We start from the raw sequence: 22,566 nt of genomic DNA on the forward strand, positions 1-22,566 counted from the left end.
CGTCGCCGCACCGCCACCGCCCGCCCGTCCTACCCTTATGCCGATGGCGTACCTTTTGCGCCACACCTGCCCAGCCCGCAGCAATCCTGGAGGCCGCTGTATCAGCAAGCGCTGATCGGCTTAGCACAGGATTTTGGCTTGCGCTAGCGAAGCCCTTTCCCCTAGTATTTGTGGGAAATCGGGGTGTCGGACACAACATATTGTGTTTGTGCACAAGCTGCCCACAGCTTTTCCACACCCTCGAGCCTGTAACACCTGACCACGGAGCTTTGCATGTACGCCGCGCTCGAGAGCACGCCTGGAAGCCGCATGACCGATACCCTCGATACCACTGTCCACCACGATCACGGCCGTTACGCGGCCTACAAGACCATCCGCCGCAACGGTGCGGTGGTGCCGTTCGAACCGATGAAGATCTCGGTGGCGGTCACCAAGGCCTTCATCGCGGTGCAAGGCAGCCATGCCGCAGCCTCTGCGGCGGTGCGGGAGCGCGTGGCGCAGCTGACCGAATCGGTGGTGAACGCGCTGATGCGCCGCAAGCCCGAAGGCGGCGCCATCCATATCGAGGATATCCAGGACCAGGTCGAGCTTGCGCTGATGCGCGCCGGCGAGCACGACGTGGCCCGCGCCTACGTGATCTACCGTGAGCGCCGTGCCGCCGAGCGCGCCGCCAAGGGCGAGGACCAGCCCGAGGCGCTGAGCGCGCTGAACGTGAAATACGAGGACGGCAGCAGCCGGCCGCTCGACCTCTCCCGCCTGAAGGGCCTGATCGCCTCGGCCTGCAGCGGTTTTGACGGGATGGCCGACCAGGGCGCCATCCTTGCCGAGACGCTGAAGAACCTGTACGACGGCGTGCCGGCCGAGGAAGTGCGCAAGTCCGCCGTGCTCTCGGCGCGCGCGCTGATCGAAAAGGACCCCGCCTACAGCTTTGTCACCGCGCGCCTGCTGCTCAACATCCTGCGCCGCGAGGTGCTGGGCGAGGAGACCAGCCACGAGGAGATGGCCGAGCGCTACGCCGAGTACTTCCCCCAATTCATCAAGCGTGGCATCGAAGCGGAGCTGCTGGACGAGCGGCTCGCCCAGTTCGACCTCGCGCGGCTCGGCGCTGCGCTCAAGCACGAGCGCGACTACCAGTTCGGTTACCTGGGCCTGCAGACGCTGTACGACCGTTATTTCCTGCATGTGCACGGTGAGCGCATCGAACTGCCGCAGGCGTTCTACATGCGTGTGGCGATGGGCCTTGCGCTCAACGAGGTGGACCGCGAGACGCGCGCGATCGAGTTCTACAACGTGCTCTCCACCTTCGACTTCATGTCCAGCACGCCCACGCTGTTCAATTCCGGCACCCGCCGCAGCCAGCTTTCGAGCTGCTACCTGACCACAGTGGCGGACGACCTGGACGGCATCTACGAGGCGCTCAAGGAGAACGCGCTGCTCTCCAAGTACGCCGGCGGCCTTGGCAACGACTGGACCCCGGTGCGTGCGCTGGGCAGCCATATCAAAGGCACCAACGGCAAGAGCCAGGGCATCGTGCCCTTCCTCAAGGTGGTCAACGACACCGCCGTGGCGGTGAACCAGGGCGGCAAGCGCAAAGGCGCCGTCTGCGCCTACCTGGAAACCTGGCATGCCGACATCGAGGAATTCCTTGAGCTGCGCAAGAACACCGGGGACGACCGCCGCCGTACCCACGACATGAATACCGCCAACTGGATTCCCGACCTCTTCATGAAGCGGGTGATGGAAGGCGGCGACTGGACGCTGCTGTCGCCCTCGGAAGCGACCGACCTGCACGACCTCTATGGCCGCGACTTCGAAGCCGCCTACCTGCGCTACGAGGAAAAGGCGGCGCGCGGCGAGCTGCGCGTGGCCAAGAAGCTGCCGGCGCTCACGCTGTGGCGCAAGATGCTGACCATGCTGTTCGAGACCGGGCACCCATGGTTCACCTTCAAGGACCCGTGCAACATCCGCAGCCCGCAGCAGCATGTGGGCGTGGTGCACAGCTCCAACCTGTGCACCGAGATCACGCTCAACACCAACGACAACGAGATCGCCGTCTGCAACCTGGGCTCGATCAACCTCGTCAACCACCTCAGCAACGGCGAGCTCGATTCGGAAAAGCTCGCGCGCACCGTGAAGACGGCGATGCGCATGCTCGACAACGTGATCGACATCAACTACTACCCGGTGCGCAAGGCCCGCAACGCCAACCTGAAGCACCGGCCGGTGGGTCTGGGGATCATGGGCTTCCAGGATGCGCTGTATAGCCTGCGCCTGCCGTATGCCTCCGACGCCGCGGTCGAGTTCGCCGACCGCTCGATGGAGCTGATCGCCTATCACGCCTACTGGGCCAGCACCGAGCTTGCCCAGGAGCGCGGCACCTATCCGAGCTTCAAGGGCAGCCTGTGGGACCGTGGCATCCTGCCGCAGGATTCGCTCAAGCTCCTGGCCGAGGCGCGTGGCGGCTATCTGGAGGTGGACACCAGCGAGCGGCTGGACTGGGCCACGCTGCGCAGCCGCATCGCCACCTACGGCATGCGCAACAGCAACTGCCTCGCGATCGCGCCGACCGCCACCATCGCCAATATCGTCGGTGTCTCGGCCAGTATCGAACCCACCTATCAGAACCTGTTCGTCAAATCCAACCTCTCCGGCGAATTCACCGTGATCAACGAGTACCTGGTGCGCGACCTGAAGACGCACGGCCTGTGGGACGAAGTGATGATCTCGGACCTGAAGTACTTCGACGGCTCGGTGGCGCGGATCGACCGCATCCCGGAAGACCTGCGCGCGCTGTATGCCACCGCCTTCGAGATGGACCCGGTCTGGCTGGTGGAATGCGCCTCGCGCCGCCAGAAGTGGATCGACCAGGCGCAGTCGCTGAACATCTACATGGCCGGCGCCAGCGGCAAGAAGCTGGACGAGTTGTACAAGCATGCCTGGATCCGTGGCCTGAAGACCACCTACTACCTGCGTACGCTCTCCGCATCCAGCGCCGAGAAATCCACCGGCCGCGGCGGCGAACTCAACGCCGTGCCGACCGGTGGCGGCTATGCGGTGCCGACCCAGCCGGCCACCGTGCCGGCGGCCAGCGCAGCCGGCGACGGTGCGGCCGAGGACGCCAAGTTCTGCAGCATCGACAACCCCGAGTGCGAAGCCTGCCAATGAATCGCTCCACCCACCCCGGCGCCGCATGGTGCCAGGGGTGGGGGCTGGCGTGGCTGGCTGATGTGGCTGGCCCGGTGCCTGCCGGCGCGATGGCGGGCACCGCGTGACAATCCGATAACAACAACGAGGCAGGAGTAACTATGTGCAAATCGCTGTACGGCTGGTCGCTGGCGCTGCTGCTGGCCATGCCGGGTGCCGTTGCGGCCGAGGACCAGCCGGCCCCTGCGCCCGCCACGGCCTCCGCCCCCGCTGAAGCCGCGCCGGCCAAGCCGGTGGTGCCGCTCAAGCGGCTGGCCGCCCCGGCCGGGCGCGCGCTTGCCGTCGTCTCGCTCACCTTCAGCACCCCGCCACAGGCCAGCGATGGCTATGCCACGCTGGTGCTGGAAGGCCCGGGTGGCGAGCGCCGGCTCACCGCCCGCGCGCGCGACCGGGTGCGCAATTTCGACGGCCAGCCGGCCGGCACCGGTGTGCTGGGCGAACTGAGCCTGCCACCGGGCGACTATGTGTTGCGCTATGTGTCGGGCAGCTACCAGCCCCGGGACAAGGACAAGCGGCGCGAATTCTGGGTGCCGCTGGGCCAGCGCCTCACGCTGGCCGCCGACGAGGTGGCCTACCTGGGCAACCTGCACGTGGTGCTCGACGGCGTGCCGGTGGCGACGTTCTCCGACCAGCGCGCACGCGATTTCTACGCCCTGGCGCAGGAGAAGGGCATCACCGACATGAGCAACCTGCAACTGCGCCTGCCGCAGTCGGCCGGCCTGCCGTATCCGTACTGAGACACACAACCATCCGCGTGTGCCGGGGTCTTAACTGCAGATGGCCGTCATCGGGAGCACTGTCATGCGTACGCTGATCGCCGTGGCCGCCGCGCTTGCATTGAGCGCGTGTGCCGCGTTCAAGCCGCCGGTCACCGAAGGCCGGCTGACGCTGCCGCCGGGGCAGGGCGCCGCCATGCTGGCGGTGACCATGACCAGCTTCGATGACGACAGCGCCCAGGCTGGCGTGCGGTTGCAAGGCCCGGGCGGCGGCGCCACCGTGATCGCGCAGCGGATGACCGACCACATCCGCGCCCCGGGCGACACAGCGGACGGCAGGGGGCGGCTCTTCGTGATCCCGCTGCCGGCCGGCGACTACCGCATCACCCAGGCATTCGGCAGCTGGATCGAGGAGATCGGCGGCTGGCGCCACCGCGAATACGTGCACATCCCGCGCAACGACCCGGTGCATATCGACGCCGGACGCGTGGTCTACCTGGGCACCCTGCACGTGAACCTGAACCACCGCCCGGATGCCGCGCCCAGCGACACCCGCGAGCGCGACCTGAACCACGCCCGGCTGCTCTGGGGCGTGACCGACACCGCCAATATCGACTACCGTCCGCTCAGCGGCGCGGCGCAATGACCAAGCCCCACGGCAAGAGGACTTCACCATGCTGAACTTCGACGACGAACTGACCACCCCGACGCAGCGCCCGGCCACCCCGCAACCGGCCGCACAGCCCTTCGCTGCGAGCCCCGCCGTGGCTGCCGACTTCAACCCCAACAGCCAGATGGCCAGCCACGCCGGCCGCGTCAACGTGGTGGACAAGCGCATCATCAACGGCACCACCGACGTCAACCAGCTGGTGCCGTTCAAATACAAATGGGCCTGGGAGAAATACCTCGCCACCTGCGCCAACCACTGGATGCCGCAGGAAATCAACATGCAGCGCGATATCGAGCTGTGGAAGAACCCCAACGGCCTCACCGAGGACGAGCGCCGCCTGGTCAAGCGCAACCTGGGCTTCTTCGTCACCGCCGACAGTCTGGCCGCCAACAACATCGTGCTGGGCACCTACCGCCACATCACCGCGCCCGAATGCCGCCAGTTCCTGCTGCGCCAGGCCTTTGAGGAGGCCATCCATACCCATGCCTACCAATACATCGTGGAAAGCCTGGGCCTGGACGAAGCCGAGGTGTTCAACGCCTATCACGAGGTGAAGAGCATCCGCGACAAGGATGAATTCCTGATCCCGTTCATCGACGCGCTGACCGACCCGAATTTCAAGACCGGCACGCTGGAAGCGGACCAACGCCTGCTCAAATCGGTGATCGTGTTCGCCTGCATCATGGAAGGGCTGTTCTTCTACGTGGGCTTCGTGCAGATCCTGGCGCTGGGCCGCCAGAACAAGATGACCGGTGCCGCCGAGCAATACCAGTACATCCTGCGCGACGAATCGATGCACTGCAATTTCGGCATCGACCTGATCAACACCATCAAGCTGGAAAACCCGCAGCTGTGGACCGAGCCCTTCAAGGCCGAGCTGTATGAGCTGTTCAAGAAGGCAGTGGAGCTGGAATACGCCTACGCCGAGGACACCATGCCGCGCGGCGTGCTGGGGCTGAACGCTGGCCAATTCAAGGAATACCTGCGCTTCATCGCCAACCGCCGGCTGCAGCAGATCGGCCTGGAACCCCTGTTCCCTGGCGTGACCAACCCGTTCCCATGGATGAGCGAGATGATCGACCTGAAGAAGGAAAAGAACTTCTTCGAAACACGGGTGATTGAATATCAGTCGGGTGGGGCGTTGAACTGGGATTGATAAATAACCGTCGGGCGACAGATAATTTTTCATTTACGACGCATAATTTTTCACCCGACGACACATAATTTTTCATTGCGCGTTAAAACATAGCCCCGCATATGCGGGGCTATGTTTTAACGTAAGTATTATCTCCCGGTTTCTGATTTTTGCGTCGTGATGCCTTCGTAAAAATAATCAAGAACGTAACAATCAAATTTATCCAGCCCTTTTGTTTTTATAAAAATTTCTGACTTCAACTCGTTTAATTTTTCAATCGCAGAGTGAAGATTAATGTTTTCTTCTTCAAAATTTATAAGGCCAGACAAGTGAATTTTTTTTGCCAGCATGCGTGGCAGTCCATATTCCTCTAATTCCATTACACATGATGGCAGGAAGGCTTGGGATAGTTTGGCGATAAAGGGAGAGATGTCTACCTTGTGTTCTGGTGCTATTTCTTTTTGAATGACATTTATATCGTTTAGCAATGCAGTTAACTTGAACGTCGCATTTCGTTCCATTTTGAAAAAGTCATCAATAGAAATGTCATGGGCCGACAACTGATCCAGTAGCTCAGGGATTGAAAGAGTCCAGTTGTTTGACAGTGCACGCACGAATTCAGAAAATTTTGTATATGTAGCATCCCATCCGCCAGGAATCAGCTTCAAAATTTTATTGGCGAGGGTCCAGGCACAATATTCACTTGACGGGTCGTGTAGATTGGCAAGCGCCCTCACAAATTTGGGATCGTTCTTAATTGCAAGAACAATTGTGCCGATCAATTCTGTGTCGCTTGAAATCAATACACCTTCATTCCTCAAACGTTCAAACGAGTCTTGCCCCATTAGTTCTGTCATCTCCTCCTTGTAGTGTAACAGCTTCGCCAACTGCTCTTTGGTAAGCTCCTGCTTGTATTTCTCGTCATCTATATCGGCAAGTAGCTCGTCAGGGAAGGTCAATTCAAGCTGAGTTTCATTAGGGGAAGGCGGCTCTTCTAGGATGTAAATATTGCCGACAAAATGTCTGAACATTCGCCCGCCACGCCCAATAATATTTCGATAGGTGAAGTCGTCAAGTTTCAGTTTACCCTTCTTATTGCTCCAAACAATGACGTTTTCCGCTGATGTGTTCACCCCTTCGATAATTGATGAGGTTGAAACCAACGTTTGAAGCCCGTCCTTGGTCTCTTCGAAAAGACGAACCTGTATCTGACTCAGAGAGCGATGAAGCTGACCGGTGTGGATACCAACGCCGCGCTTCACTAAATTGGTCAGTTTCCAGTTTGGGTGATAGTTCGTTGCGAGCCAAGCAGAAAAATTAGACAGTAACGGACTATCCTCCTTATGAGTGTTGTCGATTAGCAATGTGGCAACACTATCAACGCCAGGGTAGGAGCCAGCATATATCAGGGATTTTTTTTCATGCCCTCCCAAAATCCTTAGAAGCGCCTCGTTTTTCTTTTGTACATCCTTATTGATACTCCTGTATTCCTCATGTTTTTCAAGGAATACCGTATTGAAATCCATGCGGAGGAAAGTCATGCCTTTCGTGAATGGATTGTCGTTCAAATCGGCAATGTTCGGTGCCAAATAATACTTCTGCACCGCCTTTTCTCCCAGCTTGAGCATGGCTTTCAGGAGAGCAGGGGACCTCTCCGGATCAAATTTTTGGCTCGCCTTATAGAATTCGTCGACAACCAGTAAATCCAATTTCTTGAGTTTGTCGTAGTAGTTAATTGCCCGTTCCTGCGGAAAGATGAGAATGTTTTTTTCGCCGAGCTCTACTTCCGAGGTCGTTACTATTTTATAGTCGGCAAAGAATTTTTTGTTCAACCTGCGCCGAGTTTCGTCAGTCAACGCGATGGTCGGAACCAAGATCAGCACGTTTGTAGGTTTCTTGATTGCGATGTAGGCGTCAATGATCAAGCTTTTACCGAAACTCGTTGGTGCGCTGATGGCAAGATCTTCGCCATCTAGTAGATGTTTTAAGACCAGCGATTGTTCGCGGTGTAGTGTGACAGGCTCGTCCTGTCCAATATCCACTTTGAACGATTCAAATACGAATCGCTCCTGCCAATTAGATGTTGAAGGTTCGAGATATGGATAGAGTCCCGAATCTCGGATCAGGTGATTTAGCAGTGGATTGTATGCTTGATTGTTTCTGTCAAGCTTGTCGAGCAAACGAATAAGTCGGTTTCTTGCCTCAATCTCTTCCTCGGCTTGAAGCAAATCATTGATGATGGAGCACTCCTCGAAGATATCCATCATCCGTTACCCCTTGTAATAAGCAACTGCACTCGAGAATCTATCAATTAATTCTTTTCTATCTGGAACGGGGAGTAGAATTATGTGAAATTTAATTGAGGAATATTTGGCAACCTTAGTGGCTAGTTTTTCTATTTGCTTCTTGAAATATGTAGTGGCGCGATCAATGTGGTAGGCTCGAATGTTATTCCGGTATGTGTCGTCCATCTCCTTGTTTTCTGCAGTAATAGAGCATTGATGCAAAAGCAAGATAGGGATGTGAAGAATGGGCTTGATGTTATCCATCGAATTGTCAGGGGACAAGGCGAGCTTGATCTTCTTAGCCAAATTCGTGTTTCCGACAAGTCGATCCACTTCCGCCATGTTGGTAATGATGCTGTTTTCCTTTTTTAACTTCTCACTTATTAAGGAGTTGCCGACAGATTCGACGATAGATGCAAGCCGCGCATTTTCAATGCTACTGTAGAACTTTGCTTCCCCAAACCAAAGTGAAAAGCCGCCATCGTCCTCTAAGACAATATGAACACTGTCAGCTCCCTTGGCATTATCTTGTGCATTTTGCTTGTAGAAAATTTTCGGAACGACAGGTAGTGCCTTGTAGTGGTGATGCATGATTGCATAGAGAGCAATCTCGGCGAGTTCGCTCCCCTTGCCTTTGTCATCTTCTTTATCGGTGAGTCGCAAGTTTTTTGCCGCTGCCCGTAGTGTAGAGGCACTTTTCCCTGCCAGCTTTGCTCGTTCTTGTTCCGACAACGCAGTTAAGGCTATATTGTCCCAAATGAAATTCTCGAATTTCTCACGGCGCCACTTCTCATCCTCAAAATCATTGGCCAAGCTAAGAACAGTTTTGTTATTTATAGGCGTAAGTTCTATGTCCTTAACCAGATTCAGGTAGTCGTCATTGATGAGAATTTCGAAGTTCATCGCGGTCATCCAATCAAAGGGTTAATCGCCTTTTTGTGTCACACATCTCTTGTAGGAAAAACCTTCCTTTGTGCCATTTTTTAAAACAGCACAAAAGCATTGTGAATTGAACTTCTCAGGCATAACCTCGAAATAGCTAACGCCCGGACCGATTTTTTCCGGATAACTTGGATGCCTCTTGAAAAGCTCTGTGAGATGAATTGTGTCTTCGGGCGAGACTCGCTCACCCGGTACATAACGCTGCAGCATTTGCTGGAAGAAGGTGAGCGCTTTCGTTTGGTTGTCAAAGCCTATGGTGTTAAGAATTACTGGTTTTCCTCGTGCCATCTTTGGCCTTCCTTATTAACAATTTGCAGCGTGTTTTGCTATGAATACCATCAAAATTCCAAAGCCTATCTTGCCGCTCTTACCATGAAATGCAGGCTCAGATGCTAGTCGGATGTATTGCAGTGTGCGCATACTTAAACCAGCACTAGCTGGGGCGCGATATACGAGGGAATGGGTGGAATGAGGTATGCCAGGTATCGTGCGGCGTGCACGGTGTGCTGCGCCGCTTTGCATATTGAGCACTGATGTGACCCGGTAGACGCAAGGCGCTGCTTGCCTGCATGGACGTTATCCCTACGCTAGCTCTGACGGCTAATCATTACTTAATCATCATAGATGCTTGCGGGACTGTCTCCAAGCCTACGAAACGCGTTATTCCGCGGGTTTCCGGGGCTGCTAGGCTGAATAAAGTTGGCGTCTAGATGGCAAAAACCAAAACTTGAACAGCCATTTTTGGCTGCCGCCTAGAAAGGTTTAACGATAAAAATCTAATAGCATCAAATACTTGAGGCCGGTTTGACGTTCGGGTAAGTTCGTCCTGGAACTTCGTAAATTGGAGGTCACGCACATGACTCGGACCACTACAGACGTACTTGAGGAATTCCGTCTACGCGGTATCTCTGTTGCGGAATGGGCGCGTCATAACGGTTTCAATCCCACCTTGGTGTACCAGGTGTTGCGGTCGCGGCATGTCCCCACACGGGGACAGAGCCACCGTATTGCCGTCGCGTTGGGAATGAAGAGAGGTTTTCTAGAACAGGACCTGAGCCTGATGAATCAGGTTGCTCAGTAAGGGGAAGCGACAAGACGCAGATCAAACACTGAACTGAATCCATAAACACAAACGGACCCTTTCAGGTCCGTCTGCGGTTGCGGTATCTGAAGACACCTACAACAGTTCGCACCTGAAGTGTCTTCCGAACCCAGCCCGTCGTCAAGTCACGCCCGTACTTCGAGCGGGCAGCGCTGATGCACATGCTCCAGAGGCCTTGTCTGGCCGTGCTTTGGCGCGTTTTCTTCGGGAGACACTATGCTTTCGCAGCACGGTGCTGGCATACCTTGCCAGCCGCTACTTCATTACTCGAATGAGGCTACCCGGCCGATTCTGGCCCAAATTGATGCCGCGTTTCGGCATCCACCCTCCGTCGCCAACACCTTGCATGGGGTGCGGCGTATTCACCAAGGTGCACGAGGGCGGAGCACCTCGCTGTTCCCCAGCCGCAAGTCGGGCGGTGCGATTCCGCTGGAGAGCAAGCTAGAACTGGCCTACGCGGTCCTATTGGAACGCTCACCAGTCGTGCTGCGCTATCGCACGCAAGCAGTTCACATCCCCTTGCCAGCAGGGCAATCGGCGTTCCCTGATTTTCTGGTTGAGTTGGTAGCGGGCGGCTTCGAGGTGCACGAGGTGAAGCCATCCATAGCACACCTATCCCGAGCGTATCTGGACCGGTGTGAGCTGATCAGCAGCGTATTGCAACCAGCGCAGGTGGCCTTTCGGCTGGTGGATGCAATGCAGCTTCCAAATAGGAAGCACCTAGAGTGGCTGCTGCAGCGCTATGTGCGCGGGCATCTGCAAATGTGGACACGCGCCCAAGTCCAGTTGGGCGCTGAAGTGTTGACTGGGTCTCAACCGGCTTCACTCGCGCAGGCCCATCACCATCTCATCGAAGCCGGCTTACCGGTGCAGTTGGCGGACTACCTGGCCTTCCATCGCCACTGGTACGCGCCGGAGGAAGTCGAGCTGGAGGGCATGCAATGACCGCCACAGTCATTGACCCTCAGGTCGGCTTGCGCTTCGAGTTACATGGTGCCGAGTTCGAAGTCGTCTTCGTGGCCCGAGGCATGGTGCGTTATGCCGCCGCAGCGGGCGGTCATCAGCACAAAACGCCCTTGGCTCACTTCGCTGAACTCGTACAGCGTAACGAGATTAAGGTGAAGAGTGAGTCGGTGCGGCGTACCGTGCACGCACACAATGCACCGGCGCTGGTTCGAAAGCATCGCTATGTGGAGGCAGTGCTGCGCCAACTGCCACATCCGACAGCGCGCCAAGCTCTCAATGCCGTAATCCAGCAGGTTGCTGCTCAGCTAAATGATCCGGCCCCACCCACTGACAGGGCTGTCATTTATTGGCTCCGCGCCTTTGAGTTGCAGGGCGAACAAGGCTTGCTCAGGAAGAGAGGCTCGGGCAACTACGCCTTGCAATTCGATCCCGAGGTCGAGGTGCTTATCAATGAGGCAATACAGCAGATTTATTTAAAGCCTGAGCGCTCCCGCGCGGTCAATATTCGCAGCTATGTGGTCGGCAAACTAGCTCAATCGGGCTTGTGCTCGGCATTCCACACCGATATTCGTGTGCCGACGTTGCGTTCGATTCAGCGACGGCTCAAGCAGCTTGACCCCTATGTCGTCGCCCGCGCGCAGCGCGGTGAGCTTGCCGCGAACCGAATTGCCCGTGCCGCCGGCAGAACGCGGCGAGTGGGTGCGCTGCTCTCGGTTGTTGAGATGGACACCTACCAACTGGACATCCAGGTCGTCGATCCGGATAGCGGGGAGGTGCTGGGGCGACCATATCTGACCTGCCTAATTGATGTGTGCACACGCGCCGTGGTGGGCATGCACATCAGCCTGTATCCACCCAGTGCCCCAACAGCGTTGGCTGCATTGCGCGACATGCTGACCCGGCCGAATCGCGGCCTGCCTGGAGGGGTCGCGATCATCATCGTCCCCGACAACGGCATCGAGTTTAAAAACAGCGCATTCATCAGGGTGTGTGAGCCGCTCGCCATCATCATTTCGCCAGCACAAATCAGAGACCCCAATGGCAAGGCCCACATCGAGCGCTTCTTCTACATCCTGACCCGAGGGTTGGTGCAGAAGCTGTCTGGGACGACCTTCTCGAACCCGGTAGCGCGTGGTGAATACGACTCGGCCAAGCACGCATGCCTGACGCTGAACCAAGTGGCCGAGCTGATCGAACAGTGGATCAACGAGGTCTATCACCAGACGGTCCATAGTCGCACTGGGCGTGCACCGATCCTGGCTTGGGAAGAGCTGGCCAAGGAGGTCGCGCCCCTCTCGCTGTCGGCTGAAGATGTGGATGCCTTGGCTTGACCTCTTCCCGATTAATCAAGTGGTCGAAATGAGAAATTTCCGGCTTCAAAGTGGGTGAGTCGGAACTCGCCCGCAGTCAGGTCATCCAGTGAACTGTGCGGCCTGAATTCGTGGTGGTTTATTTTTGCAAAGCAAAAGAAACCACTTTGTCGGCGTGGCCGAATGCCAAGCCGTTGTCGGGTCAACATTTGTCGAGCCATCAGGCCAATAATTTGCCGCAGAATATGTGCATGATAAGCCATGCATTATTGAAATTGAGTGCGCGCAAAACCACGTTATTTTGATGCCAATATCAATTGCATGCCTCAGCCAGGCATGAAGCCTGCAAAATCTGAAAGATTAGGCGTCACGCGGGTAATCCGCCGCTTGTTCCGCTCGCCTCGTGATTGAATCAGCGTCCCCAAAACCCGGGCATCATCCAGCTCGGTGACGCGCAATCGCCGCCATTGGTCTTGCAAATCGATACTTCCGTCCAGCTCGTTTGCCAATTGGCAATTGGCTATTGCTGCGATAAAAGGCTTGAAAATAATGGCGCGTTTGTAAAAGAAGCCATTCCATTATTCAGAAAACGCTTATTTTTCTGAGATTGACCTGGGCTGCGGTCAGCCTGATGATGCCGGCCAACGCTCCATTAGAAAGGGCGTAACGTGGGCTATTTGCAACGCCATCAAAGGCTAACAAGAATAGAGGAGTAACAACAATGATGAATGCTTCAAGAGGGCAATCCCGCCGCTTGATCAACCGCACGCTGGCCTGCCTGCTGCTGAGCGTGGGGCTGCTGGCGCAGGCCGCACCGACTTGGCAGGAAGGTAATACCTATACCGCCGGTACCGTGGTCAGCTACAACAGCAGCGACTACAAGGCGCTGGTCACGCACTCCGCCTATGTCGGCGCCAATTGGAACCCGGCCTCCACGCCGACCCTGTGGGCCCCGAATGGCACGTCCTCTTCGCCGGCCCCGGCGCCGTCGCCTGCCCCCAACCCCACGCCGGCTCCGTCACCGGGCGGCTGCAATGCCATCACCTGGGTGCGCGGTGCGAACTACAGCCTGGGTACGGTGGTGCGCTACAGCAACGGCAACTACTACAAGGTGGTGAACACCGGCGCCAACGGCAGCGACGGTACCGATCCCACCATCAGCACCTGGTACTGGCAGCAGACCAGTTGCAGCGGGGGCGGTAACCCGACGCCGACTCCAACGCCGACCCCGACCCCGGCGCCTCAACCCTCGCCGGCCCCGTCGCCGGGATGCAACGCCACCACCTGGGTGCGCGGTGCGAACTACAGCCTGGGTACGGTGGTGCGCTACAGCAACGGCAACTACTACAAGGTGGTGAATACCGGCGCCAACGGCAGCGATGGCACCGATCCCACCATCAGCACCTGGTATTGGCAGCAGACCAACTGCGCCGATGGCGGCAGCCCCTCGCCCGGTCCGTCGCCCAGCCCGGGTGGCTTCGTGCTCAGCGAATCCGATTTCAACCGCATGTTCCCGAGCCGCAATCCGTTCTACACCTATCAAGGGCTGGTCAATGCACTTTCGGCCTACCCGCAGTTTGCAGGCACCGGCAGCGACACCACCAAGCGTCAAGAGGTCGCGGCGTTCCTGGCCAACATCGATCATGAGACCGGCGGTCTGGTCTACACCGAGGAAATCGCCAAGGGCGAGTATTGCGACCGCGGTTCCTGGGGCGCACCGTTCCCCTGCGCCCCCGGCAAGCGCTACTACGGTCGTGGCCCAATCCAGTTGAGCTGGAACCCGAACTACGGTCTGGCGGGGCAAGCGCTGGGGCTGCCGCTGCTGGCGGATCCGGACCTGGTGGCCCGCGATGCGACGGTGGCCTGGAAGACGGCGATCTGGTACTGGATGACCCAGTCCGGCCCGGGTTCGATGACAGCGCATAATGCCATCGTCAACGGCTATGGCTTTGGCGAGACCATCCGCAGCATCAATGGTGCGCTTGAATGCGGTGGTCGCAACCCGGCCCAGGTGCAAAGCCGGGTCACCAAGTATCTGAGCTTCACGCAGATCCTTGGCGTCACATCCGGCAACAACCTGAGCTGCTGACCTCGCAACAGGCGGTTGCCACGTTGAAACCAAGGGCCCGCATTGCCGGGCCCTTGGTTTTCGTGCTGCCCAATGGGCTTGCCTCATCCGGCGGGCCGGGTTGCATTCCCTGGGCTACGCCCTCGGCCCGGATGGCTGCTGCTGTTTCCATGGGCAAACGATTGATTTTGCCGATGCGGAAATGAAAAATCATGGCTTGCCCATTGTCGGGCGCCACCTGCCGATCCGGCTCCTCACTTGGAACAGCGCTTCATGCCAACCCATGCAAATCGTACTGCTTACCGATCCGCCATCGCCGTGGCCGTTGTGGCGACCTTGCTGCTGATCTGGCTCAGCCTGGGCGTGGGGCTGATCGGGCGGGATGGCGATCCTGCGAATCGCATGTATTTCGGGGTGATTGCTGTCGGCGCCATCGGCGCGCTCAGCGCGCGTCTGCGGCCGGATGGCATGGTGCGGGCGCTGTTGGGCATGGCGCTGGCGCAGGCCGTGGTTGCCGCGATCGCGTTGGCCAGGGGCCTGGGACTGCCGTGGAGCGGGCCGGCGGAGATTCTGTTGCTCAATGGCATCTTCATTGCGTTGTTCTGCTGCTCGGCGTGGCTGTTCCGCCGCGCCGCCCACCGGCAAGGCAGCTGATCCGGACTGCGCCCGGCGCTAGCGCTCGGGTATCGCCCTCCCGACCGTTGCAGCGGCAGCCCCAGTATCCCGCCGGCAGATGCGGCCGCCTGCCAGCTTAGCATCACGGGCGCCGGACCCCGGCAAGGCCGGCCAGCTGCCCGGGCCCTTGCACGCGCAGCAGTCATCGTCGTCCGCGGCGGCTGGCAAAGCCGCGCCCTTGCCATAACCACGCGCCGTACGCCTGATATTGCCTGCAATCAAAGCAAGCCGCTTCAGCGCACTGCAGCGCGTCTCGTGATGCCTGCCGGAAATGCGAGGCCGTGTTTGGCCAACCTTTCCAAGTGAATGAATGCTGAATTAAGTCTTGAATAAGCAAATTGCTGACAATAATGAATGAATGTTGCATGAAATCCACGGCATGATTGACGGATTTGATCAGCAAAATGCTAATATCGCCTCGGCCTGGCTGAGCCGCGAATGACCAGCCAAGTGATCGCCGTCTTTGCAACAGAGCTGTTCAAGGAGGGCGATATGAAATTGTCACCCAACCGTCATTTACCTTCATAGGAATGATCATGAAAAAGCGATTTGCACTGGGTCTCTTGCTGTGCGGCATGATGATGAATGTGTTTGCCGCTCAAGTGCTTTATTTCATGGTGAGCAACAACACCAATGTGGATGGTCAGGCCTTCTGTGATTCGGCATGGCCGGGATCCACGTACCATGGTGTGCGGATGGGGAACGCCGAGTATTACTATGTCGCGTGCATGAAATAAGCTGGATTGGTGGCCACGCCAATCCAGAGGCCGGATTGGCTGGCCTAATCAATGCAAATGGCCCGGGATTACCGGGCCATTTGCTTGGGCGCATGGTCCGTTCAATCGGCACGCCACGCCGGCGGCATGGTGTGGGCGGTCAGTTGCAGGTCGGGTTGCGCCTGGAAATGGGTCAGCAGCGCGTCGATCACCGCCTTGACCCGGGGGCTCAGCAATTTGCGGTGCGGGTAGCACAACGCCATTTCGCGCGCCCCGTGATCGTAATCATCGTGCAACAGCACTTTCAATTGCCCGCTGCGCAGCAATGGCGCAGCGTGCAGCAGCCCCGCCTGGGCGATGCCCGCATCCATGGCGGCCATGTCCTTGAGCGCATCCGGATCGGATGACCAGATCTGCGCATCGGGGCTGAATTCGAGCGGGGGATCATCGTGGCGCGAGCGAAAGTGCCAGGGAGCGGTATGCCCGGAGGTGAAACGCACGCCCAGCAGCCGATGCTGCTGCAGGTCTTCGGGCCGCCGCGGGATGCCGAAACGGTGCAGATAGCCCGGGGAAGCCACCAGCACGCTATGCAAAGGACAGATGCGGCGTGCGATCAGGCCGGAATCGGCCAGCACCCCGCCGCGCAGGCCGAGATCGAACCCTTCCGCCGCCAGGTCGGTCGGCCGGTTGTCCAGGTGCAGTTCCACTTCCAGCCGGGGATGGCGCGTGGCCAACGCGGGCAGCAGCGGCAGCACGAAAGTGCGGCCGAAGCTGATGCCGGCGGAGATCCGCACCCGGCCGATCGGCTCCTGCGCGGTCTGCGCGGCTTCCAGCACCGCCTCATCCAGCATCGCCAGCGCCGCGCCGGCCTTGCCAAGAAAGGCGCTGCCCTCGGGTGTCAGCACCAGCCGGCGCGTGGAGCGGGTGAACAGGCGCACCTGCAATTGCTGCTCCAGCCGCAGCACATTCTTGCTGACCGCTGCCGGCGAAACACCCAGCTTGTGCGCGGCGGCGCTGAAACTGCCGGCGCGGGCGGCTTCCACAAAGGAGACCAGACCTTGCAGGTTTCTCATGGCATTTTCAACTTCTGGTTGAAGCGGCCTTGCCATTATGGGGCTTTCGGTACGGTCTGGCCGTTTCTAAACTCAGCTGTCCCATTACACCAAAGAGAAGGAGGTACCCAACATGCTCAGGTCGAACACCGTGATGAACACTGCCGTTGCCTGGATGGGCGCGTTGTTGCTGGCGCTGGCCCCATTGACCCACGCGGCGGAACAGGCAGCGCCCTTCGCCGCCGACCTGGACCGCGCGATCGACCGGGCGGTGGCGGAGCAACGCATCGTCGGCGCCGTGGTGCTGGTGGCCCAGGATGGCCGCCTGGTCTACCAGCGTGCAGCGGGCCTGGCGGACCGCGAGCGCAATATCCCAATGCGCGAGGATGCATTGTTCCTGCTGGCGTCGGTCACCAAGCCCATCGTATCGATGGCGGCGCTCAAGCTGATCGAGCAGGGGCGCCTGTCACTCAATGATCCGGTGACCAAGTGGCTGCCGTCGTTCCGCCCCAGGACCGAGCAGGGCGAAACACCGCGGATCACGGTGCATCAGCTGCTCACCCACACCGCGGGCCTTACCTACGATTTCATGCAGCCGCCGGATGGCAGCTACCAGCGCCTTGGCGTCTCGAATGGGTTCGACTGGCGCAAGGTCTCCCTGGAGCAGAACCTCAAGCGCCTTGCCCGGGCGCCGCTGGTCTATGAGCCGGGGACGGCGTGGGTCTATTCGATGGCCACGGATGTGCTGGGCGCGGTGGTGGCCAAGGCGCATGGCAGCAGCCTGCCCGAGGCGATCGACGAGCTGGTGACCCGCCCGCTGGGCATCCACGACACTGCCTTCCGCGTGGTGTATCCGTCGCGCCTGGTCACCCCGTATTTCGATCATCAGCCCGAGCCCAAGCGGATGGCCGAGCGGCAGCAGGTCGTGTTCATGGGCGAGGTGTTCAATTTCGCGCCGGACCGGTTGCTGCAGGGCAGACCCTATCCATCGGGCGGCGCCGGCATGGCCGGCAGCGCGGGCTCGGTCCTGGCGATCCTGGATACGCTGCACGGCCACGGCAGGCCGCTGCTGCAGCCGGATACCGTGAAGCTGGCCACGCAGGCGCACGTCGGCCCACAGGCCCAGACCAACGGGCCGGGTTGGGGATTCGGGTACGGCTGGGGCGTACTGGTGGACCCGGCCGCCGCCAGCACGCCGCAGTCGGCGGGCACATTGCAATGGGGCGGCGCATACGGCCATATCTGGTTCGTCGATCCGGCCAGGCGTCTTTCGGTCGTTGCGCTGACCAACACTGCCTTTGAAGGCATGGCCGGCCAATTCACGACCGATGTGCGGGATGCCGTCTACGGCGTGGGCGTACCGCCGGCACGCTGACGCGCGGCATCCGGCATCCGGCATCCGGCATCCGGCAGCAGGGGCGGGCACTGCGCTGCCCGCGGTGCCGGTGGCCCGCCTGCCGCCGGTGCGCAGCCGGATGCCCCGAGGCTGCCGCCGGTTCCCACGGTCATCGGTCCTCCCGGCGCAACAATTGCGCTTGGTCGGCGCCGGATGCCGTCGGTTAATGGGTTGAGCGAGTGAAACGGCGGCGGCGTGCCGCCGTCGCGTTTTCACGGAGGCGCCTTATGCGACATTGCACGATCCAGATCGACGGTCATCCCATCTTCTACCGCGAAGACGGCCCGCCCGATGCGCCGGTGCTGCTGCTGCCACACGGCTATCCGTGCTCCTCGTACCAATTCCGCCGGCTGATGCCGGCGCTCGCCGACCGTTGGCGCACGGTGGCGCCGGATTTCCCCGGGTTCGGCTACAGCGCCACCCCCGATCCGGCGGCGTTTGCCTATGACTTCGATGCCTACGCCGCTTTCCTCGCGGCGTTTGCCGATGCACTGGGCCTGTCCCGCTACACGCTCTGGCTGCATGACTACGGCTCGCAGATCGGACTGCGCCATGCCATCGCCTGCCCGGAGCGGATCACCGCGCTGATCATCCAGAACGGCGATATCTACGAGGATGTGCTGGGCCCGAAATATGCGGCGATCAAGGCCTATTGGCGCGAAAAGACGCCGGCGCACCACCAGGCGCTCGAAGCCGCGGTGAGCGAGGCGGGCTTTCAGGACGAATTCCTCAACGAGGTCGATGCCGCCGTGGCCGAGCGGGTGCCGCCGGATCTGTGGAAGCTGCACTGGTCGTTGATGGATACGCCGGTGCGCCGCGGCCTCGCGCTCGGGTTGATGGAAAAACTGGAGGCCAACCTCGCCTGGTTTGCGCGCTACCAGCACTATCTGCGCGAACGGCAACCGCCGACCCTGATCCTCTGGGGCCCACGGGATGGCTTCATGCCCAGGCCCGCCGCCGAGGCGTATCTGCGTGACTTGCCGGACGCGCAGCTGCACCTGTTCGAGGATGCGGGCCATTGGTTGCTGGAAACCCATTTCGAGCAGGCATTGCCGCTGGTGCGCGGGTTTCTGGAGCGCAGCGAACATTGAAGGTCGGCGGCCCCAGGCCGGGCCGGGGCCACGGGCGCTGCAAGTGCCGCGATCATCGGGCAGGTGAGCGCGGCAGCCAGGTGATCCGCCACGCCAGGGTGTTGCCGCGCAGGCATCGAGCCGCCTCAGACCGTGCCTGCCAGCTCCTGCCTGGCCTGCCGCAGCACCTGCCAGGCCGCGCTGACCGCAAGACCGGCCATGATGGCGGCAACCACCAGATCAGGCCAGGCACGGCCCGAGCCGAACACGCCCAGTGCAGCCAGCAGCACCGCGAGGTTGCCGATGGCGTCGTTGCGCGAGCACAGCCAGGCGCTGCGGCGATTGCTGTCGCCGTCGCGGTGCGCGTACAGCAGCAGCGCCACGCCCACGTTCACCAGCAGCGCCAGTGCACCGACCCAGCCCATCGTGGCCGCTTCCGGCACACCGCCATACACACTGCGCCACAGGGCCAGCCCCAGCACGCCCACGCCGAACAGGCCCATGCTCGCCGCCTTCACCAACGAGGCGCGGGCGCGCGCCGTCAGGCTGAGGCCCAGTACCCACAGGCTGAGCAGGTAGTTGGCCGCGTCGCCGAAGAAGTCCAGCGAGTCGGCCAGCAGCGATACCGAGCCGGACGCGGCGCCGGCCAGCAGCTCGATCAGGAACATGCCGGCATTGCCCAGCAGGGCGAGCTGCAGCACGCGGCGGTAGCGGCGGTCGTTGCCGGGGACGGGTTGCGGGTGGCTGTGGCAGCAGTGTTCCATGGCAGGTTTCCATCACGATCATCGAAAGCGGTATGCTCAACCCTGTAGCTGCTACAGGGTCAAGCGACATGACCAGTTTCACCACCAAGACACTCGCGGCCGCCAGCGGCGTCAACGCCGAAACCGTCCGCTACTACGAACGGATCGGCCTGTTGCCCAGCCCGCCGCGCGCCGCCAACGGCTATCGCCGCTATGGCGAGGACAGTGTGACCCGGCTGGGTTTCATCCGCCGCGCGCGCGAGCTGGGCTTTGCCATCGAGGATATCCGGGGCCTGCTCGATCTGGCTGCACATGCCGAGGCGCCGTGCCGCGAAGCCGATGCGCTGGTGCAGCGCCAGCTTGCCACTGTCCAGGCCCGCATCCACGATCTGCAGCAGCTTGCCAACGCCTTGCGGGCGCTGGCCGACTGCCGCAGCGACGCCGCGCTGCATTGCCGCCTGCTGGAAGCGCTGCAGGACCGGGATTGCTGCAACCCGCCACATGACAGAAGCCTGCCCGCACATGCCGCATCGTAGGCACACAGCAGCCCGCAACAGGTCGGTCTGGCGCGGGGCAATCCGGTGTCGCCATGCAGATCCCAGGCCGGAGCGCCATCCGCCTGCACGATTCCACAGTGGCGTCGACATCGCCATCCAAGCGCGCGCTGCAACAATTCGAGGCCATCGCTAGCTGCTGTCGCGTCGTGCCCGGCCTGCCGCCACTCACCGGCAAGGCCCCTGCGGCCCGCGCTCCTGCCCTGGCCTGCGGCAGGGCAGGGTGTCTGCAGCGGCGGGCCAGATCCGGCGCAGCGGGTGCGGCAGGCGACACCGTCCGGAGGCGGGCCTCCTTGGAGTACAGGCAGTGCAGGGTGTACGGCGAGCGCGCGCAATGCCGCCAGCAAGCACTTGTCAGCGGCTCCTGGCGGTGTCCCCATGGTCCGGGCCACGCAGTGCCTGGATCAGGATGCGCAGCGCATCCAGCGCCGTTTCCGGCTGCGGGTCGAAGGTGGCGTGGACGATGGCACCGTCAAGCGCCACTGCCAGCGCCTGTGCCTGCCTGTGCCGCGCTTCCCCGGGCGGCAGCAGGCGTTCCAGTACCGCCACCATGTCCTGCTTGTGGCGATGGGTGACCGCCCGCACCTCGGGCAGCGCCTCACCCAGCTCGCCCACGCTGTTGAGAAAGGCGCAGCCGCGGAACACCGGCTCGGCAAACCATTGCGCCAGCACCGTGGGCAACGCGTCCAGCGTATCGCCTTCGCGCGTCAGCGCCGCGTCGAACCACGACAGCCACAGTGCATGTCGATGGGCAAGGAACGCCAGGACCAGATCGTCCTTGCTGGGGAAGTGGCGGTAGAAGGTGACCTTGGTCACCTGCGCCTGCGCAATGACACGATCGATCCCGGTGGCGCGGATGCCGTCGCGGTAGAACAGCGCGTGCGCCGTGAGCAGGATGCGCTGGCGGGCCGGCAGAGCGGTCAGGTCATGAGGGTCGGGATGCAGCATGCCTGTATGGTAGACAGATCTGTCTACGTCGGCTAGGGTGGCGATGTAGACAAGTCTGTCTACGTCCACCAGGAGCCCGCCATGCATAGCAGACCCCCGCTTCCTCCCTTCGACGCCGATTCGGCCGCCCGGAAAGTCCGTCTGGCCGAAGATGCGTGGAACTCGCGCGATCCCGATACCGTGGCGCTGGCCTACAGCGAGGACACCCGCTGGCGCAACCGGGCCGAATTCATCGAAGGGCGCGAACAGGTGCGGCAATTCCTGCGCCGCAAATGGGCGAGGGAACTGCAGTACCGGCTGATCAAGGAGTTGTGGACGTTCACTGACCAGCGCATCGCCGTGCGCTTTGCCTATGAGTGGCACGACGATTCCGGAAACTGGTTCCGCTCGTATGGCAACGAGAACTGGGAATTCAATGCGCAGGGCTTGATGGTGCGGCGTCTGGCCAGCATCAACGACTTGCCGATCAAGGAGGCGGCGCGTCGCTTCCACTGGCCGCAGGGGCGCCGTCCGGACGATCACCCCGGGTTGAGCGATCTGGGATTGTGAGCATCCACCCCTGCCGGCAGCACGCCGCCATTTGTGCGTAGCGCATCGGTGGCTCTTGAAAGCGGTCGCCCAAGCTCGATTGATCCAGGCACGTCCGACACGCGGCATCCCAGCCGACCCTGAAACCCAAGGCCCCGTGATGCGGGGTCTTGTATTTGCTGCCGCCGATGCCTTTTTATTCTTTCTTGTTTCAAGGACCGGTCAATGTTCAGATGGGATGACGATTTTGGCAGGTCAACGGAGTGATCGATCTTTAACTCAATTGCCATTGAATCCGATAGAACTTACGAACATACGATGGCTTTATCCGCTTTAGTGCGGGTATGCCCAAGAGATCCTGCGCCAGGTGACACGGTTCTGTCGCATTCCACATAAAAAAGAGCGTTGGAAGGGAAGCCAGTAGGCAGTCGTACTCAGACCCCTTGTTAGGGTTAGGAATTAGTCCGCCTACATCCTGGATTCTCC

General features: G+C 60.3%; 20 protein-coding genes. 14 read left to right on the forward strand and 6 right to left on the reverse strand.

Going from position 1 to position 22,566, the window contains the following annotated elements:
* The first annotated feature begins 273 nt into the window (after positions 1–273).
* From N8I74_RS09365 to N8I74_RS09380, 4 genes are all read left to right on the forward strand, one after another.
* A complete protein-coding gene (locus tag N8I74_RS09365; RefSeq protein WP_263126626.1) occupies positions 274–3,165 on the forward strand; it encodes a ribonucleoside-diphosphate reductase subunit alpha in 2,892 nt (963 codons plus the stop codon).
* 140 nt (positions 3,166–3,305) lie between these two features.
* Positions 3,306–3,941 carry a copper resistance CopC family protein gene (locus N8I74_RS09370; RefSeq protein WP_263126627.1) on the forward strand — a complete coding sequence of 212 codons (636 nt, stop codon included), beginning with the start codon at positions 3,306–3,308 and terminating at the stop codon, positions 3,939–3,941.
* Positions 3,942–4,005: 64 nt separating this feature from the next.
* The gene (locus tag N8I74_RS09375; RefSeq protein WP_263126628.1) at positions 4,006–4,566 is read left to right on the forward strand and encodes a hypothetical protein; all 561 of its coding nucleotides are present in this window, start codon (positions 4,006–4,008) and stop codon (positions 4,564–4,566) included.
* A gap of 28 nt (positions 4,567–4,594) precedes the next feature.
* Positions 4,595–5,746: a ribonucleotide-diphosphate reductase subunit beta gene (locus N8I74_RS09380; RefSeq protein WP_263126629.1), complete on the forward strand. Its 1,152-nt coding sequence runs from the start codon at positions 4,595–4,597 to the stop codon at positions 5,744–5,746.
* Between the two features lie 128 nt (positions 5,747–5,874).
* Here N8I74_RS09380 and N8I74_RS09385 read toward each other — a convergent pair whose 3' ends face one another.
* Genes N8I74_RS09385 through N8I74_RS09395 form a run of 3 tightly spaced genes read right to left on the reverse strand, consistent with a single transcriptional unit; the run spans position 5,875 to position 9,240 of the window.
* The gene (locus tag N8I74_RS09385) at positions 5,875–7,992 is read right to left on the reverse strand and encodes a DEAD/DEAH box helicase (protein WP_263126630.1); all 2,118 of its coding nucleotides are present in this window, start codon (positions 7,990–7,992) and stop codon (positions 5,875–5,877) included.
* Positions 7,993–7,995: 3 nt separating this feature from the next.
* Positions 7,996–8,913 (reverse strand): HamA C-terminal domain-containing protein, encoded by a 918-nt coding sequence (locus N8I74_RS09390; protein ID WP_263126631.1) that lies wholly within the window; start codon positions 8,911–8,913, stop codon positions 7,996–7,998.
* 21 nt (positions 8,914–8,934) lie between these two features.
* A complete protein-coding gene (locus N8I74_RS09395) occupies positions 8,935–9,240 on the reverse strand; it encodes a DCL family protein (RefSeq protein WP_263126632.1) in 306 nt (101 codons plus the stop codon).
* Between the two features lie 568 nt (positions 9,241–9,808).
* Here N8I74_RS09395 and N8I74_RS09400 point away from each other — a divergent pair.
* From N8I74_RS09400 to N8I74_RS09425, 6 genes are all read left to right on the forward strand, one after another.
* The gene (locus N8I74_RS09400; protein ID WP_263126633.1) at positions 9,809–10,033 is read left to right on the forward strand and encodes a DNA-binding protein; all 225 of its coding nucleotides are present in this window, start codon (positions 9,809–9,811) and stop codon (positions 10,031–10,033) included.
* A 237-nt stretch (positions 10,034–10,270) separates the two neighbouring features.
* Positions 10,271–10,999 carry a hypothetical protein gene (locus tag N8I74_RS09405; protein ID WP_263126634.1) on the forward strand — a complete coding sequence of 243 codons (729 nt, stop codon included), beginning with the start codon at positions 10,271–10,273 and terminating at the stop codon, positions 10,997–10,999.
* Complete coding sequence (locus N8I74_RS09410; protein ID WP_263126635.1) at positions 10,996–12,351, forward strand: DDE-type integrase/transposase/recombinase; 1,356 nt, start codon at positions 10,996–10,998, stop codon at positions 12,349–12,351. Before N8I74_RS09405 ends, N8I74_RS09410 begins: the two co-directional genes overlap by 4 nt.
* Positions 12,352–13,054: 703 nt before the next feature.
* Complete coding sequence (locus tag N8I74_RS09415) at positions 13,055–14,419, forward strand: glycoside hydrolase family 19 protein (protein ID WP_263126636.1); 1,365 nt, start codon at positions 13,055–13,057, stop codon at positions 14,417–14,419.
* A gap of 237 nt (positions 14,420–14,656) precedes the next feature.
* Positions 14,657–15,052 carry a hypothetical protein gene (locus N8I74_RS09420; RefSeq protein ID WP_263126637.1) on the forward strand — a complete coding sequence of 132 codons (396 nt, stop codon included), beginning with the start codon at positions 14,657–14,659 and terminating at the stop codon, positions 15,050–15,052.
* A 557-nt stretch (positions 15,053–15,609) separates the two neighbouring features.
* Positions 15,610–15,810, forward strand: a complete 201-nt coding sequence (locus N8I74_RS09425) for a hypothetical protein (RefSeq protein ID WP_263126638.1) — start codon at positions 15,610–15,612, stop codon at positions 15,808–15,810.
* Between the two features lie 101 nt (positions 15,811–15,911).
* Here the strand turns inward: N8I74_RS09425 and N8I74_RS09430 are convergent, their stop codons facing one another.
* On the reverse strand, positions 15,912–16,862 hold the full coding sequence (locus N8I74_RS09430) for a LysR family transcriptional regulator (RefSeq protein WP_263126639.1): 951 nt from the start codon (positions 16,860–16,862) through the stop codon (positions 15,912–15,914).
* A gap of 112 nt (positions 16,863–16,974) precedes the next feature.
* Between N8I74_RS09430 and N8I74_RS09435 the strand changes: the two genes are divergently transcribed.
* Together N8I74_RS09435 and N8I74_RS09440 are read left to right on the forward strand one after the other, a co-directional pair.
* Positions 16,975–18,216, forward strand: coding sequence for a serine hydrolase domain-containing protein (locus N8I74_RS09435; protein WP_263126640.1), 1,242 nt, complete (start codon positions 16,975–16,977; stop codon positions 18,214–18,216).
* Between the two features lie 248 nt (positions 18,217–18,464).
* Entirely contained in the window at positions 18,465–19,328 is an 864-nt protein-coding gene (locus tag N8I74_RS09440) for an alpha/beta fold hydrolase (protein ID WP_263126641.1), read from the forward strand.
* A gap of 125 nt (positions 19,329–19,453) precedes the next feature.
* Here the strand turns inward: N8I74_RS09440 and N8I74_RS09445 are convergent, their stop codons facing one another.
* Complete coding sequence (locus tag N8I74_RS09445; RefSeq protein WP_263126642.1) at positions 19,454–20,071, reverse strand: cation transporter; 618 nt, start codon at positions 20,069–20,071, stop codon at positions 19,454–19,456.
* A 68-nt stretch (positions 20,072–20,139) separates the two neighbouring features.
* Between N8I74_RS09445 and N8I74_RS09450 the strand changes: the two genes are divergently transcribed.
* Positions 20,140–20,586 (forward strand): MerR family transcriptional regulator, encoded by a 447-nt coding sequence (locus tag N8I74_RS09450; RefSeq protein WP_263126643.1) that lies wholly within the window; start codon positions 20,140–20,142, stop codon positions 20,584–20,586.
* Between the two features lie 372 nt (positions 20,587–20,958).
* Here the strand turns inward: N8I74_RS09450 and N8I74_RS09455 are convergent, their stop codons facing one another.
* Positions 20,959–21,552, reverse strand: a complete 594-nt coding sequence (locus N8I74_RS09455) for a TetR/AcrR family transcriptional regulator (protein ID WP_263126644.1) — start codon at positions 21,550–21,552, stop codon at positions 20,959–20,961.
* An 81-nt stretch (positions 21,553–21,633) separates the two neighbouring features.
* On the opposite strand from N8I74_RS09455, the gene N8I74_RS09460 reads away from it, so the two are divergent.
* Entirely contained in the window at positions 21,634–22,101 is a 468-nt protein-coding gene (locus N8I74_RS09460) for a nuclear transport factor 2 family protein (protein ID WP_263126645.1), read from the forward strand.
* Positions 22,102–22,566: the final 465 nt, after the last annotated feature.

Source organism: Chitiniphilus purpureus, from assembly GCF_025642115.1.
Lineage (GTDB): Bacteria > Pseudomonadota > Gammaproteobacteria > Burkholderiales > Chitinibacteraceae > Chitiniphilus > Chitiniphilus purpureus.

What these genes read in the sequence shown, in the direction of transcription:
- N8I74_RS09405 (WP_263126634.1), top strand. Translation starts at nt 10,271, where the DNA reads ATGCTTTCGCAGCACGGTGCTGGCATACCTTGCCAGCCGCTACTTCAT.
- N8I74_RS09445 (WP_263126642.1), bottom strand. Translation starts at nt 20,071, where the DNA reads ATGGAACACTGCTGCCACAGCCACCCGCAACCCGTCCCCGGCAACGAC.
- N8I74_RS09455 (WP_263126644.1), bottom strand. Translation starts at nt 21,552, where the DNA reads ATGCTGCATCCCGACCCTCATGACCTGACCGCTCTGCCGGCCCGCCAG.
- N8I74_RS09400 (WP_263126633.1), top strand. Translation starts at nt 9,809, where the DNA reads ATGACTCGGACCACTACAGACGTACTTGAGGAATTCCGTCTACGCGGT.
- N8I74_RS09390 (WP_263126631.1), bottom strand. Translation starts at nt 8,913, where the DNA reads ATGAACTTCGAAATTCTCATCAATGACGACTACCTGAATCTGGTTAAG.
- N8I74_RS09410 (WP_263126635.1), top strand. Translation starts at nt 10,996, where the DNA reads ATGACCGCCACAGTCATTGACCCTCAGGTCGGCTTGCGCTTCGAGTTA.
- N8I74_RS09380 (WP_263126629.1), top strand. Translation starts at nt 4,595, where the DNA reads ATGCTGAACTTCGACGACGAACTGACCACCCCGACGCAGCGCCCGGCC.
- N8I74_RS09375 (WP_263126628.1), top strand. Translation starts at nt 4,006, where the DNA reads ATGCGTACGCTGATCGCCGTGGCCGCCGCGCTTGCATTGAGCGCGTGT.
- N8I74_RS09395 (WP_263126632.1), bottom strand. Translation starts at nt 9,240, where the DNA reads ATGGCACGAGGAAAACCAGTAATTCTTAACACCATAGGCTTTGACAAC.
- N8I74_RS09415 (WP_263126636.1), top strand. Translation starts at nt 13,055, where the DNA reads ATGAATGCTTCAAGAGGGCAATCCCGCCGCTTGATCAACCGCACGCTG.
- N8I74_RS09450 (WP_263126643.1), top strand. Translation starts at nt 20,140, where the DNA reads ATGACCAGTTTCACCACCAAGACACTCGCGGCCGCCAGCGGCGTCAAC.
- N8I74_RS09435 (WP_263126640.1), top strand. Translation starts at nt 16,975, where the DNA reads ATGCTCAGGTCGAACACCGTGATGAACACTGCCGTTGCCTGGATGGGC.
- N8I74_RS09370 (WP_263126627.1), top strand. Translation starts at nt 3,306, where the DNA reads ATGTGCAAATCGCTGTACGGCTGGTCGCTGGCGCTGCTGCTGGCCATG.
- N8I74_RS09440 (WP_263126641.1), top strand. Translation starts at nt 18,465, where the DNA reads ATGCGACATTGCACGATCCAGATCGACGGTCATCCCATCTTCTACCGC.
- N8I74_RS09425 (WP_263126638.1), top strand. Translation starts at nt 15,610, where the DNA reads ATGAAAAAGCGATTTGCACTGGGTCTCTTGCTGTGCGGCATGATGATG.
- N8I74_RS09365 (WP_263126626.1), top strand. Translation starts at nt 274, where the DNA reads ATGTACGCCGCGCTCGAGAGCACGCCTGGAAGCCGCATGACCGATACC.
- N8I74_RS09385 (WP_263126630.1), bottom strand. Translation starts at nt 7,992, where the DNA reads ATGATGGATATCTTCGAGGAGTGCTCCATCATCAATGATTTGCTTCAA.
- N8I74_RS09430 (WP_263126639.1), bottom strand. Translation starts at nt 16,862, where the DNA reads ATGAGAAACCTGCAAGGTCTGGTCTCCTTTGTGGAAGCCGCCCGCGCC.
- N8I74_RS09460 (WP_263126645.1), top strand. Translation starts at nt 21,634, where the DNA reads ATGCATAGCAGACCCCCGCTTCCTCCCTTCGACGCCGATTCGGCCGCC.